At 47.9% G+C, this 14,474-nt stretch carries 9 protein-coding genes; 2 read left to right on the plus strand and 7 right to left on the minus strand.

Going from position 1 to position 14,474, the window contains the following annotated elements; all coding sequences use genetic code 11:
• Positions 1 to 626 precede the first annotated feature (626 nt).
• Positions 627 to 3,497, plus strand: coding sequence for an ATP-binding protein (locus V5T57_RS13790; protein WP_332891816.1), 2,871 nt, complete (start codon positions 627 to 629; stop codon positions 3,495 to 3,497).
• Positions 3,498 to 3,779: 282 nt separating this feature from the next.
• On the opposite strand, the gene hcp is transcribed toward V5T57_RS13790, so the two are convergent.
• Positions 3,780 to 5,132, minus strand: coding sequence for a hydroxylamine reductase (gene hcp, locus V5T57_RS13795; RefSeq protein ID WP_332891817.1), 1,353 nt, complete (start codon positions 5,130 to 5,132; stop codon positions 3,780 to 3,782).
• Positions 5,133 to 5,400: 268 nt separating this feature from the next.
• Positions 5,401 to 5,844 (minus strand): bacteriohemerythrin, encoded by a 444-nt coding sequence (locus tag V5T57_RS13800; protein WP_332891818.1) that lies wholly within the window; start codon positions 5,842 to 5,844, stop codon positions 5,401 to 5,403.
• A 202-nt stretch (positions 5,845 to 6,046) separates the two neighbouring features.
• Between V5T57_RS13800 and V5T57_RS13805 the strand changes: the two genes are divergently transcribed.
• A complete protein-coding gene (locus V5T57_RS13805; protein ID WP_332891819.1) occupies positions 6,047 to 6,712 on the plus strand; it encodes a M50 family metallopeptidase in 666 nt (221 codons plus the stop codon).
• Here V5T57_RS13805 and V5T57_RS13810 read toward each other — a convergent pair.
• The 5 genes from V5T57_RS13810 to V5T57_RS13830 all read right to left on the minus strand — a co-directional run bounded on the left by V5T57_RS13810 (position 6,709) and on the right by V5T57_RS13830 (position 14,472).
• Entirely contained in the window at positions 6,709 to 7,284 is a 576-nt protein-coding gene (locus tag V5T57_RS13810) for a potassium channel family protein (RefSeq protein ID WP_332891820.1), read from the minus strand. The genes V5T57_RS13805 and V5T57_RS13810 overlap by 4 nt on opposite strands.
• A 63-nt stretch (positions 7,285 to 7,347) precedes the next feature.
• The gene (locus tag V5T57_RS13815) at positions 7,348 to 8,202 is read right to left on the minus strand and encodes an efflux RND transporter periplasmic adaptor subunit (RefSeq protein ID WP_332891821.1); all 855 of its coding nucleotides are present in this window, start codon (positions 8,200 to 8,202) and stop codon (positions 7,348 to 7,350) included.
• Complete coding sequence (locus V5T57_RS13820; RefSeq protein ID WP_332891822.1) at positions 8,203 to 10,269, minus strand: TolC family protein; 2,067 nt, start codon at positions 10,267 to 10,269, stop codon at positions 8,203 to 8,205.
• A 55-nt stretch (positions 10,270 to 10,324) separates the two neighbouring features.
• On the minus strand, positions 10,325 to 12,319 hold the full coding sequence (locus V5T57_RS13825) for a preprotein translocase subunit SecA (protein WP_332891823.1): 1,995 nt from the start codon (positions 12,317 to 12,319) through the stop codon (positions 10,325 to 10,327).
• A complete protein-coding gene (locus V5T57_RS13830; protein WP_332891824.1) occupies positions 12,316 to 14,472 on the minus strand; it encodes a hypothetical protein in 2,157 nt (718 codons plus the stop codon). The genes V5T57_RS13825 and V5T57_RS13830 overlap by 4 nt, the downstream gene beginning before the upstream one ends.
• Between the last annotated feature and the right edge of the window lie 2 nt (positions 14,473 to 14,474).

Consider the following 14,474-nt stretch of genomic DNA (forward strand, 5'->3'; position numbering starts at 1 on the left):
TTCTGCATGCCTCAATTTTTTCCCTGAACATACATGGGGATTATACAGACTTATGGCCCCCTTATCCTGCATACCGCTCTTTCAGGATTTTATACTGCTCTGAGTACGCCTATATCTTACAGGTCAGAAATACCAAGAGAATAGATACAAAGGGGTATGATCAAAGCCCGCTACGTAGGATCCCGAAGCAGTCACTAAGAAAATCATACAACTCTTCAAGAAAATCTGATCATCCAAGAAGATCATAAATACCAAGAATCCGTTGCATGGCTGAACTATCACGTTTTTTATCCGAACATCTAACCTGATCATCCAGCGCCATGAGAATGCGGCCGAAACCTGCTTGAACGAACACAAATAGGTTACGTTGTCATACAGACCTGCGCTAACTATTATTAAACACTAAGAAGATTTATAAGGCATCACATCCATGGATCCTCAGAGATCCCACAAGACCTGCAGAGATATTCCACCTTCAGTCAACATCTCATTTAATCACAGACTTAGAAACTTTAATAACTGCTTGCTCTAAACCTACAAATATTCCAAGATCGAAGAGGAGAACCTTCGTTTTAAAGAACAGGATTAGGTGCAGTGGCTCTCAAACCCTGAAGAAAAGATGCGGCATGAAAATTCTCGCCTCACGACCTCCTTTTCAGATATTACGGGCCATTTTCTTGGTGCTGCTAGGGCTCTTAACCCTCCCTCCTATAACCATAGCTGCTACACCACAAACCCTGGTTGTGGCGACCTCTGAAGCATGGCCCCCCTTCTCCTTTACGGATGAAGACGGCACGCTAAAAGGCTTGGTCGTCGATTTTTGGAAAGCCTATGGTGTTCACACAGGGAAAAATATTCGCTTTCGACCCTCCCATTGGAAAGGAACATTGGAAGGTATAAAAAGTGGTGACGCACATATCCATTCTGGTCTTTTTTATTCCGATCATCGTGATACCTTTTTAGATTTTTCGGAAGATTTAGCGATCCCACTCGCTTCTCGGCTGTTTCTTTCAAGCCAACTAAAAGCCACAGGCTTTTCAGACTTAGGGCTAGAACCTGTTGCCGTTACAAAAGCAGGCTTTGCTGCAACCTTTCTTTCTCAGCACCACCCTGCCATACAGCTCCACCCCTACCCCAACAGCAAGCAGACCATGGAAGCCGCAGTTAAAGGAGATATTAAAGCCTTTGTTACGGACTACCCTGCTGCCATGTACTACTTACATAAACTGGGAAAGCCAGAACAGTTTCGTGTCGTCGATACGCTTTATACCAAATATCTAAAGGCCGCGGTTGCGCAGGGAAACCAAACTCTACTCGACGAGATCAACCTAAACCTTAAAAGTTTTCCGCCAAGTGAGTGGCAACGTATTGTTCAAAAATGGATTAGTATTGAGCCCATTGGTATCACACCCCCCTGGCTCTACCCAACGGTACTGGGATTAATGCTTATACTGGTTTTGTCTGGGGTTGCTATCCATACCCGAACACTAAGAAAGCAGGTCTACAACCGTACCCAGGATTTAGAACAGCAAATCACTGAACGACGACAGCTAGAGGTCAATTTAAGAAATTCAGAAAAAAGCTATCGAGAACTGTTTGATAGCATGGATGACGCCATTTATATCCATAATGCAACCGGGCACTTTATAGCCGTGAACCAAGCTGTTGAAAAACTGTTCGGACTTCCTAAAGAGACATTTGTTAACAAGACCCCTCATGATTTTAGAGCTGCAAACCTTAATGATATGAGCAGTATTGAACACGCGTGGAATCAATGCCTTCAAGGGTTTCAACCTAGGTTTGAGTATTGGGGTGTCAATAACCAAGGCATCCCTTTTCCCCAAGAGATCCAGCTAAGTTCTGGGGTGTATATGGGGCAATCAGTGATCATTGGGGTTGGTCGTGACATCACCCAACGAAAAAAAATGGAAGAGCGGCTAAGAGAGAGTGAACTACGATTACGTACTGCGGGTAAAGCGTCCTATGATCTTATCTACGAATGGAATGTTGATAGTGATGAACTACTATGGTTTGGGGATATAGACCATTTTCTTGGATTTAGTGCAGGTGAAATTTCCCGAGACATCCAAGCTTGGCTGGCTTTAATTCACCCGGACGATGCCCCTACCCTGGCCGATGCGGTCATCCACCATCGAGAATCGATAGAGCCGATCCGGTTTGATTACCGCATCCGCCGTAAAGATGGTAGTTATCGCTACTGGTCAGACCATGGTTTACCTCTTTTGGACGATCAAGGTAAACCCTACCGCTGGATTGGTGTTTGTACAGATATTACTGAACGTCAGGAGATGGAGATTGCCTTGCGGGAGAGCCGTGATCGAGCACAACAGGCCAACCAAGCAAAAAGCGAATTTTTAGCTGCAATGAGCCATGAAATTCGTACACCAATGAATGTGGTCATAGGATTAAGTGACCTGTTAATGGAGACCACGCAAGATCCCGAACAAAAAGGGTATTTGGATCGTCTACAACATGCCGGGCAAACTCTAATGGAGTTGATCAATAATATTCTTGATCTCTCTAAGGTTGAAGCAGGCCAACTTAATATCGATCACAGCCCCTACCCGCTCCAAACCATAGTGCATAAAAGTGTCGAACTTTTTCGTATATCGGCTCAAGAAAAAGGGGTTGAGCTAAACCTAACCCTAGACCCCACGTTACCTGAAATGATTATGGGGGACGCAGGACGGCTACAGCAAATTTTACTCAACCTGCTCTCCAACGCCCTTAAATTTACCGATCAAGGTGCTGTTTTAGTCGAGGCTCAACGCCTGGGTGATGGTGAACTGGAAATCTCAGTAATTGACAGCGGTATTGGTATTGACCCTAAAGAACTCCCGCGCATTTTTGAAAAATTCACCCAAGTCGATGGTAGCCTGACACGTCGCCATGGTGGTACAGGGTTGGGGCTGGCGATCTCTCGCCAATTGGTGGCATTAATGGGGGGAACGCTGCTGGCGTACAATAATCAGGTTCAGGGTTGTACTTTTCGTATCAACCTCCCATGCATAGAGAGTGATGCACGCCCCAAGGCGGAAGAAGATACGATTAATCTTCAGGCCTGTACGCAAAGTTATCGCATTTTAATGGTCGAAGACTCACCTGATAATCAAATTTTAATTCGCGCTTATCTTAAACAGAGTCATCACCATTTAGAGATGGCAAATAATGGCCAAGAGGGCGTTCTAAAAGCCCAAAAACAGACGTTTGATCTGATCCTTATGGATATGCAAATGCCAGTTATGGATGGCTACCGTGCTACCCAGGTTATTCGTCAACATGAAGCAACCCATGGCATAAAGCCGGTGCCCATTGTGGCGCTCACGGCCCATGCGTTGGCCGATGAACGGGACAAAACCCTCGCAGCAGGATGTAATGGTTTTCTCACCAAACCGATTAAAAGAGATCAGTTGCTCAAGGCCATTGTGCAGTATGCCCACACACAATCTAATGAAGAACTGGCAGCTATGACATAAGCACACTGCGGCACTCAACGCTTTGTCAGCAGATTCATAAAAGGTGGGTAAACAACACCGGCTGTATACAACCTACAGTCACATCATGTTAAGGCTCTAGCGCCCCACTCGTTTCATGCAGGATCAGAATATAGCTAAAGCCAATAGGCTGGATATCCTCTAAACCATATGGCGCACAGCTGCCCCGTAAAGACCAGAGGAGAAGCCTGCCGTTGGCGGGTATACCCAGCTCAAGCTAACCCTGTTTAGGGGTTAGCTTGAGTGGATAAGAGGCTACCACCATCAGGCGGCTTTGACCTCAGGGCGCAACAGCTGTTTTAAGTCACTTTTCGCATCGCTGGTGAGCTTAAGGTTAAAGTTTTTGACCAAGAACTCCAGGATCCCTTCATTCACAAACTGAGGAGCCTTCGGACCAATGGTAATATTCTGAATACCCAGGCTAAACAGGGCCAAAAGAATGATCACAGCCTTTTGCTCCATCCAACTCAGAACAATGGAGATGGGCAGCTCGTTAACAGGAGTATCCAGTGCAGCACTTAATGCCAAAGCAATATGCACGGCACCATTACTGTCATTACACTGCCCAAGATCCAGATAGCGTGGAATCTCCGTACCAGGAACAGTACCAAAATCGATATCGTTAAAGCGGAACTTACCGCAACTGGATGTAATGATCACACAATCATCAGGTAAAGATTGTGCCATTTCACGGTAGTAGTCACCCGCACTTCCAGGTGCATCACACCCTGCGATCACAAAGAACTGGCGGATCTTCCCACTATTAACAGCATCAACAACCGCAGGTGCCAGGGTTAACAGGGTTTTATAGTGGTGACCGGTCGTAATGGCCGAATCAGATTCAAAACCATCGACAACAGGCAGTGCCAAGGCTTGCTCGATCAAAGCTTCAAAATCATCGCCCTCAATGGCCTTAATCCCTTCAACACCAACCATTTTATAACCATAGAGACGGTCAAGGTAGTTGGCATCTTTACGTAAAGGGGCAATGCAGTTGGTATTGACCACCATGGGGCCATTCCACTGTTGGAACAGCTTCCCCTGATCATGCCATGCACCACCAATATTCCCCTTCAAGTGAGAATATCTGTTCAGCTCAGGGTAAGCGTGAGCTGGCAGCATTTCAGAGTGGGTATATATATTAACCCCTCGTCCTTCTGTGGCCACCAGCAGCTTCTGCAGCATATCCAAATTATGTCCAGAAACTAAAATAGCATGACCTTCAGCCCGGTTTTGAGAAACCTTTACAGGTGTTGGAATACCCAAATGGTTGGTGTGGGCATCACTCAACAGGTCCATGACTTTAACCCCAGCGTTGCCCACTTTCATCAATTGAGCAATATGCTGGTCAAAATTAAAATTTACATTGGTCATGGTAAAGTAGAGCGTCTCATTAATGACATCATCTACCTCAAGGGTATCTGCCTTTAACTCACGGGCATGCTCACGATAAGCGGCCAAACCTTTAAGACCAAAGATCATCAGATCTTGTAAACGTGCAATGGTGTCATCTTTACCACAGGTCCCCAGGGTTTGACCGGTAGAGCCACAACCACTTGGGGCACTCATGGAACATTGATAACAGAACATATCTACGGAATTGGCATCCTTCGCCATTGATCGAACTCCCACATTTAAACGTGATCTCTTTACAGGGCAGGAGGCCCTACAAAGTTATATTTGATAACAGGAGGCGGAGTCTACGACATAGGAAGGAGGCTGAAATTGATGCAAATCAACAACCACATAGTTAAGCTTAACTGTTGTTATTAAATGTTATTATAGGTTTATAACAACAAAATGCGGCTTAAGCCGTTGCAAAAACAAAAACCGTGACAGAAATCTGCCACGGTTTTTATCAAAAACATTCTGTCAGGTCTATCTTTTAGACCTTACCTTCCAGTACAGGACGGTATTGCATATCAAAACTCTTAATATGCACCAAAAGCCACTCTAACAGCCAACTACGCATCTTCATGGTGATCTCTTCGTTCTGAGACACAACACCATTTTGGAAGACCTGCAGTTCACCAACCAGCTTAACATGTTGTTGGCTGTGCTCGATGTAGCCTAAATAGTCATTGGCCCGCATCGCTTTCTCTTCATCTTCAAAATGCTGGCGAGTATATAGAACCAAGCTACCGATCAGGTCACCAAGGCTATTCCAGCTATCTTGCGCCAATTCACTTTCGATCATGCCCTCAAGAATCTGATCAATATCAATAATGATATCGACCAATTTCTGATGCGCATCATTAAAACGTGCCACCCCCACATCGGGTAGTGTTTCAGCCAACTTAGAACGAAACACTTCACCTGCCTGATTCATAGTCATCCCCCATTTAAATCATTAAAGTTTGAAGAAGTTACCAATTCCTGCAAAAGCGATCAAGCAGATTGTTACTTTTGTTAGAGAATGTGTCAATTTGTCAGGACTTGCCTTCAACTAGAACTGAGCAACACTTTCTTTGACGCCGACAATTCGGCACAATGCTCATCTACCCTCAACAAATGATAAAGTTGATCACATTATGCTTCAAGACCCTCGCTGGACACTGCTGCTATGGCTGGTCATGGCCGTGTTAGTACAAGCTATACCGATCATTCAATGGCCATTTATGCTGTTAGAAAGTTATTTTCATGAGCTCGGTCACGGTCTGGCAGCACTTCTTACTGGAGGTCATTTTCATCGCATAGAGCTGTTTGTGGATGGCCGAGGTTTGGCCACCACAGCAGGAGGCTGGCGTTTATTGATTCTTTTCAGTGGATATTTCATGGCTGCTCTAAGCGGTACCATCATCTACTTAGCCGTCAGTTTGCCCAATCCCAAACAAGCCCCACGATTGGCATGGTTGCTGGCCATTATTGTTGGATTAAGCGTTTTATTGTGGATGCGGGACGTAACCAGTTGGATGATTGGAGGCAGTTTAACACTGCTATTTCTCTTGGCCGTACAGTGGGGAAAAGCCCTATTTGTTCAGGCATTTTTGCAGTTTTGTGGCATATCCGTCTTAGTCAGTGCCGTGCAGTCCCCACTTTATCAGTTGGGGCAAACCGGGAGTGATGCTGCAAAACTGGCTAACCTCACCTTTATACCTGCAATCGTTTGGGTCCTGTTATGGATGGCAACAGCGTTATGGCTGCTCTATCAACTGTGGTCTTGGCAGGGGCGCCAAATGCATAAAGCAACGGACTAATTGGACTTTTCTTGGCGCATCTCCTTTAAGACCTCTAAAATCTCATTGGTATCTTCTTCAATTTTGCGGTTTAACTGTTCGTTCTGCTCACTAATGGCAACGATTTTTCGGTTAAGATCTTGATTCTCTACCGATACCTCTTGTATGGCGTGATTAAGATCTCGGTTCATGGAGACCAACTGCTCAATACGCTGATTCTGATCATGTAACATATCGGTCGTTGCGGCCCGAACCACTCGGTCTAGTAGCATGGAGCCAAAATAACCCGCTAGCGCACCAAAGACACCAATCCCTGTCGCCGCTAAAGGAATGGCCAACAAACGACCAACCAGGGTTACAGGGTAAAAGTCCCCGAAACCAATGGTCGTAACAATCATAAAAGAGAGCCAGGCGGCATCCCCCATAGACTTAACATTGGCTGCGCTATGGCTTGATTCAGCCCAGAACATGAATGGGGCGCATAAGATCACCATCATGGCGGTAATACCACCTAAGGTGGATATCACCATCAACCAGCTATCTCCTTGCTGACCCAGGTGACGTAAACGCTGCATTATTTGTGAAAAAACCACGCATGACTCCAGCATAAAAGGGGAATAAAACAGACAAGAGCAGACCCAACAGCCCTACCTTACCTATTCCATGGATAGTCCCTGCTCTACACCAGGCAAATTAAGATATCCAGGAACACCCAGACGCAACTGGTGCTTTCGGTTATCAAAGAGCAGGCGCACTGCAACCAAACCACTGGCCGGATCAACAACCGGGGAGATAAACTCTATTTGACCGGTGATTGAAAAACGTTTAGCGCCATTAAACAATGTTAATGGGATCTTCTGACCAATGGTAAGGCTCTCTGTAATTTGCTGACTTAAACTGCATACCATCTCCCCTTGGGAGACATCAACCAGCTCCAGAAGGTGGGCATTGGCTTCTGCCATCTCTCCTTGCTGGCGGTACCTTTTGGTTACTACACCTGCAAAGGGCGCCTTAACCTGTCGACGGGCCACCTGTGCACGGGCAATGGCATACTGAACGGATTCAACCTTCTCCTGCTGTTCCAGGCGGGCGACTTCAGAAACCGACAGTTTATACTCCAGGCGACGTTTATCCAGATCCTCCAGGCTAATGGAGCGGGTTTCCTTAAAGAGGGCTTCAGAAGAGTGCAGCATCTGTTGCTGTAGAGCAGCATTCAACTTTGCAGCCTTTAATATTTCCCGATCATAAAGAATCAGATACTGTTTGCGTACCTCCAGCGATTCCAATGAATCTTCCAACTGAACCAACAGCGCCCCAGCTTTAACCGCTTGCCCCTCCGTTACAGCCATTTTTTTTATGGCCCCTGCCACGGGACTACTCAGCGTCGCAATTTGTACTGGGCGACTCATACATGAGAGCGCATCCATCTCCTCCCCAACGTCCTCAGCCCACCCTGAAGTTGTGAGACATGCACCCAATAGGGCAACCCCCAGCCCTAGGGACCTGATCATTTATATCAGCTCCTGATTGTAGGCTTGCAGTAAAGAACCTTCCACAAGCTGTAACTTGATCATCGCTTTTTCCAATGCAACCCGAGCTTCCAGCGTTGCTTGCTGAGCCGTATTCAGGTTTTCCTCTCGCTCCAATACTTTACGGCTATTACTCTGTCCTATTTTTAACCGCTTCTTCTCTAAGTCATAGAGCTTTTGGTTAATCTGCTCAGCTTTTTTAAGCTTATTCAAGCGGGCTTCAGCATGTTCAATACCATGTAAAGCACTGTTAATACTGGTCGCAATGGTTACTTCAATCTCCTTCAGAGCAAACAGCGCACGGCGTTTTTTATGGATCTGGGACTGCACCGCACTCTTCGCGGCATTGTTACCCCCTAAAGGCATACTGAAGTTAACCCCTACGGACCAATCTTTATAATTTTCGGTAAACGCTTCATGAAAAGCTCGGTAGTAGCGCCGGTCGATCCCACTCCGTTCAAAACTGGCTTCAATATCCACCTGGGGTAGCTGTTGATCTTTCGCGTAGGCTAGGCGAATACCCTCTTGCTCAATACGATTTTTCTGAGAAAGGTATTCAGGGCGGGCCATGAACGCCTCTTTAAGACGCTCCAACTGATTTTGAGCAGGTAGCTGATAGTCACCAATCGCTGAAGAGACCACTAATTTGGCCTTATTAACATGGGGGAACATCACCAATTTGGTGCGTAGCGCATTCACCGCTTCCCAAACGCCTTGTTCCGCCAACTCCAGGGTTGCTTGACGGTTGGCCAAGATCGCCTCAGTTTCTAAAACTGTACTCTCCTGCCCTTTACCCAAATCCAGCCGCTTTTGGTCATCAGCTAACAGCTTCTCTACAATAGAGACGGATTTTCCACGTCTGTCCAAGATCTGCTGGGCTTGATAAAGATCCCAGTAACTCAAAAGCCCCTGATAGATCTGATCCATCAAGATACGCCGGAACTCCTGTACTGAAATTTTGACATCCTCTTGGGCGAACCGAATATCCACCATCGTGGCATCCTTACCGCGCCCTTTAAGCAGAGGCTGGGTAATGCTGACACCTGAGGTGAATTCGTATTCAACCTCTCTGGCTTCAGGCTCTAGAATATTGTTGTTGGTACGGTTTAGATCGGCCTTGAGTTCAACCAACATACCGGTGGAGAGGGTTTTCTCCACCCCCAAGGTATAGTTGGCCCCATAGTTACGGTACTCATCGCGATTATTGCGGCTGGCTTTCTGTTCATTGGTATTCGGATTAACGGTGTTGCCAAGAGATGCCGTAGAGCTTACAGAACCCTCAAAAATTGAACGGGCCTGTACAATGGCCAGTTTCGCCACACCCTGATCAAGACGGGACATCTGCACCTGCACATTGTGCGCAACAATCTGCCCGACCAGATAGGGAATCTGCAACTCCATCACCAGCCCAGTACCCTGTTTAGATGGCTTTGGTGCAGGAGCGGGGATGTCATTGGCAAGCTTGGATTGTGTATCCAACTGAATGAGTGTGGGACCTTTTTCCATCTCAGGTGGATCTGGATGAAAGGCTTGATCTGAAGCCATGTCACTCACACTGACCTGGCCAGCCTGGGCAACCATCATAGCCTTAGGCGCTGGCATCGAGACACTCTCCTTAACCAGGTGGGACCAGCTTGGGGTCTCTACAACCCCATCCACATGTTTAAGTGAGGCCAACCGGCTGTTCCAACGCGACTGGTATAGGGCATAATTATCAACATTCACCTCGACCACCAAGGGGGACTGCCCACTGGTTACGGCATAGTCTGCAGCGAGCTGTTTAGCGGCTTGATAGCTCACAAGACAGCCCGCCTGCAAGGTAAACCAATGTCTATTGTTCTGCCCTTTTTTTTCCAACACAGAGTAGTTAAATGTTGGATATTTGCGCTGCTGTAGCCGTTCTTGCAGAACACTCAATGACTGCGTTGAAAACGCCTGTACACAATAGACCTCAGTCACAGGCTGTTTTGCCATCACCAAACTCGGTGAGCCAAACAGTGCCACCGTTGCCAATAAAGAGAAGGGTACAATACCTTTTGCCTTGGTCATGATCAGACTCGTTTCCAGCAAAGTTTCAGCCCCACACAGAGCCGTAAAAAACATGTCAAACCCCTTGGCGTTTACCAAAGGAGAGAGATTCTTGTAGCCAATTATCCATCCATAACAACTGCATACGCCCTGCTGCACTGCGCTTTTCAGAACGATGTTGTGCATGGCGTAAACTCACGCCAGCCACCCACTGTGACCCGGGTAGTCTAAGTTTTAAACAGCTTTGTAGTAGACGTTGAACAACCCCAGGTAAATGTCGCTTGGCCAGTTCATCTTCCACAGAGCTAAAAAGTCGTACCGAGCCAGGGTCACCCTGCCTGGCACAGCGGCCATACAGTTGCCGGTCAATACGGCGGGCATCGTGACGTTCGGTTGCCATCACATGTAAGCCCCCAGACTGCGCAACCCCCGCCCCCAACTGTATATCGGTACCACGCCCCGCCATATTGGTGGCAATGGTCAGTTGCTGCGGCTGACCCGCACCGGCAACAATCTGAGACTCCTGCTCATCCTGGGTAGCATTGAGCAGATGACAGGGTATCTTTAATAGTTCAAACCGTTCAGCTAATTTTTCACTGGCATGAATGCTTCGGGTACCAATTAAAACAGGTCGCCCCAAACCCCGTTGTTGCAAACTCTCTTCCACAATGGCATCCAGCTTGGCGCTTTCACTGACAAAAACCCTTTGTGATAAATAGTGACGCTGACACGGGTTGTGAGGTGGAATAGGCAAAACCAACAGACGGTAAATACGCCAAAACTCACCTGCCCCATCGGCGGCGGTCCCTGTTAAACCACAGAGGTTACGGAACATCCTGAAAAAACGTTGATAACTAAGGCGGGCTAAACTTTCAGAAGGGGGCGTTATCTCCAAGCCCTCCATCGCCTCAACCGCCTGATGCAACCCCCCACCCCAGGTTCGCCCTGGCATCAGTCGACCACTGTATTCATCCACAATCACCACTTTTTCTTCCTGAATGACATAATCACGATCTTTCAGATAGAAACGTCTTGCCAATAGTGCAGAGTGTATAAGCTCTTCCTGGCGGCCTTCTGCACGCCAAACGGGTGGCAGTTGATGGGCCCAATCCCTTAATTTTTGTCGCCCTACTGCGGTTAAGGAGACCTCTTTATAGGTGGTATTGATCAAAAAATCTGTCTCTGGATCAAGTTGGTTGGCCAGGTCACTGGCTGTTTGTACCGCCTCTTTCCATAACAGGTTCTCCCGTTGTGTTGAGATCACCACCGGTGTTGTCGCTTCATCAATAAGCAGACTGTCCGCCTCATCAACAATGGCACTTTCAAGCCCTTGAAGAATAAGTCCAGCACTATCCTGGCCCGTTTTTCCGCGACGCTGCTGCTCAATCAACCGCCGTGTGGGGTGTTGCATCCCCCCCAACTTTAAGCGATCTCTTAAAAAATCAAAGACCAGCTCCTTAGCGGTCACATAGACCACACTTTGAGCATAGAGTGGTTGCCGCTGCTCAGGTGTCATACCAGACTGTATAACACCACTGCTCAGCCCACAGCGTTCAAAGAGCGGTGTAAAGGTGTCACAATCTCTTTTTGCCAGATAATCATTGGCTGTAATACAGTGGCAAGGGCGCCCACCCCAGGCGGCGAGTACCCCGCGTAATGCCACCACCAAACTCTTGCCCTCCCCTGTCTGCATTTCCGTCAAATAACCACGGCACAGGCCGAGAACGGCCATGATTTGAGAGGGGTAAGGGTGCAGATTTAACGTGCGCCTGGCCAGCTCTACCAGCAGCGTTAAACCTTCAGAGATCGGCTGTTTATGCGGCTGACCACTATGACGCTGAAATTGAACCTGAATGACCTCTACTTGAGCATTCAGTTCATGGTCTGTGCATGTCTGTAAAGCCGAGGCTTGTTGATGGATTTTTTCTGCCTGTTTAAACAGCTTAAACCTAAGAGGACCGTATCGCTGCACAGCCCCCAACAGATGGTGTGTCCACCGGTCCAACCCCGCATAAGGCGTTTTAGGCTGTGCCACCCAGGTTTGTCGGTAACTGCTATAAGGGAGCTTCATATCTGGAACCTCCCCTGGACAAAACGCAGAAACCTATCTTTTATTTGAGCAAAAAGAGGACTAGGCGGCAGCTCAAGCCGTAGATGGCCAAGCTGGCCATGATGAACCACAAAATGATCTGGCAGATCCAAGGTTGCTTTGAGCAGAAAAAAGTCTTCCATCGCCACAGGATTACCTGCTTCATCCATACGTACAGGCAGATCTCCACCACCAAACCAACCCAAAGCTGGTGAAGGCAAGTAACGGTGCTGATACGGAATCAGCGGCTGTGGTACAGCGGTTAGAGCAATATGCTCTTGCCCACTGATACGGATTTGAGCGTGGGTAATGGCATGTTCAAAAATAGCGGCTGCCTGTGCTTGGGAAACCACGGCCGAAAAGTGGTATTGCTCTGGGTTAATAATGGTTCCCAGTTCAGATCCTCGCGGTAGCCAGCTTCCCAATTGACGTCCCACCTGTGGAGCAACCCAAATACCCGCCTGTTTAGCCTCAACCGCCAAGGCTGCTCGGCTCTGCTCCAAGATCAAAATCTGTGCTTTAAGGGTCTGTTGTCGCTGACGAATGGTACTTAGATCCTCCACATCATAGTGTGCAGCTTTTTGTGCCATCGCTTGTAGCTGGCCATATTCAGCTTCAACCTCCTGCAGTTCCAGATCAAACTCAGGGTTACTCAATGAGACCAAAGCTGAGTGTGCCGTAACCGTCTGGTTGGGTTCCACCAAGAGCTTATCCAAACGACCGGGTGCATCGTTGACCACTTTGACATAATGGGCAGCCTCGACCACACCCGGCAAACGCACATGGTCTGCAACTGGCCACGAGGCCCCCCCTGCCCCCACAACCAGTGTAAGCGCCCCCACCACAGCCAAAGCTTGCAGACGGGTACGGACCAAACGCGGGCTAAAGAACAGAAAATAGATAAACTTGATCCATGGAATTAAGATCGATGTGGTTAAAACCATAAAAGCGATCAAAACCCCCAATACCAAATAGGCATCGGCAACAAACAGGGCAATACCTGAGAACAGCACCAAACGGTAAAGGGCACTGCCTATCCCATACAAGGGTAACCAAAAAGCCTCCGCGGTTGAACGGGCCATGGAGTCCGCCCGACCGTTCCCCAGCACAAACCGTTCCCCCAAATAAGTCAGCTCCTTACGGGCTCGGCTATATAGATTGGGTATATCCAGCAAGTCTGACAAAATGTAGTAACCATCGAGCCGCATCAACGGGTTAGCATTGAGCAACAAGGTAGAAACCGTGGTGACAAACAAAATGTTATAGGCCAAGCTATGGAGCAACCCAGGTTCGGTTTGGCTCCATACCACCATGGCCAATGCACCGATAAAAAACTCAACCAACATACCACCAGATCCAACCATGACCCGTTGCCAGCGGTTTCGCATCTTCCAACTGGAGGTTGCATCGACGTACGGCATGGGCGTGAAGATCAGAAACATGACCCCCATGGTGTTAACCGAGCCACCAAAGTGACGGCAGATCACACCATGCCCAAGCTCGTGTAGTACTTTAACCAGGAAGAACCCCCCATAAAGAAGCGCCAGATTATCCGGTGCCAACACCCCTTCGGTATCCCCTGCCAAAGCTTGCCAGTTCTGAGCGGCCAACGTACCACCGTAGAGCATGGTACCGAACCACAACAGCGCCCCAAATGGAGAGAAGAGAAAACGCACGTAAGGTAGCAGCGCTTTAATAAAAGGATCTGGATTGATCAGAGGCAGTAGAAAAAAGAGAAACCCTTTTATCTTAGCCTGACGCACTTTTTGGGTCCGTTTTTCATGGCGATCAAAAAAAGCCGCTGCACGGGTGGGTGTACTGTAGTAAAGAAGGTCGGCACCATGCAGTTGGGTGAGCATACGTACCACCTCTTCCTGGCCTGGAGCGGTTTCAGGCTCGACCTCCAGAGAGGTTTTCCACACCTCCTCAACCGTTTGCCTTGGGTTCAGGCGAGCGACAAAACGGTACACGTTGGGACGTAACCGGTAATAGCGATTACTTAATGGATCCTGCAGCACATACCACAACTGCCCGCGGAAGTGATGTTTGCGGATCTCCACCGTTGGGCGAATGGCCAGTTTTAAGTCCGCCACCCGGTACCATACATCGCTAAAGGTTTTTTCCCGTTTGGCCATGG

This window comes from Magnetococcus sp. PR-3 (assembly GCF_036689865.1).
Taxonomy (GTDB): Bacteria; Pseudomonadota; Magnetococcia; order Magnetococcales; family Magnetococcaceae; genus Magnetococcus.

Coding starts and splice junctions, on each gene's coding strand:
- hcp (WP_332891817.1), bottom strand. CDS start 5,132: ATGGCGAAGGATGCCAATTCCGTAGATATGTTCTGTTATCAATGTTCC.
- V5T57_RS13815 (WP_332891821.1), bottom strand. CDS start 8,202: ATGATCAGGTCCCTAGGGCTGGGGGTTGCCCTATTGGGTGCATGTCTC.
- V5T57_RS13790 (WP_332891816.1), top strand. CDS start 627: ATGAAAATTCTCGCCTCACGACCTCCTTTTCAGATATTACGGGCCATT.
- V5T57_RS13820 (WP_332891822.1), bottom strand. CDS start 10,269: ATGACCAAGGCAAAAGGTATTGTACCCTTCTCTTTATTGGCAACGGTG.
- V5T57_RS13800 (WP_332891818.1), bottom strand. CDS start 5,844: ATGAATCAGGCAGGTGAAGTGTTTCGTTCTAAGTTGGCTGAAACACTA.
- V5T57_RS13825 (WP_332891823.1), bottom strand. CDS start 12,319: ATGAAGCTCCCTTATAGCAGTTACCGACAAACCTGGGTGGCACAGCCT.
- V5T57_RS13830 (WP_332891824.1), bottom strand. CDS start 14,472: ATGGCCAAACGGGAAAAAACCTTTAGCGATGTATGGTACCGGGTGGCG.
- V5T57_RS13805 (WP_332891819.1), top strand. CDS start 6,047: ATGCTTCAAGACCCTCGCTGGACACTGCTGCTATGGCTGGTCATGGCC.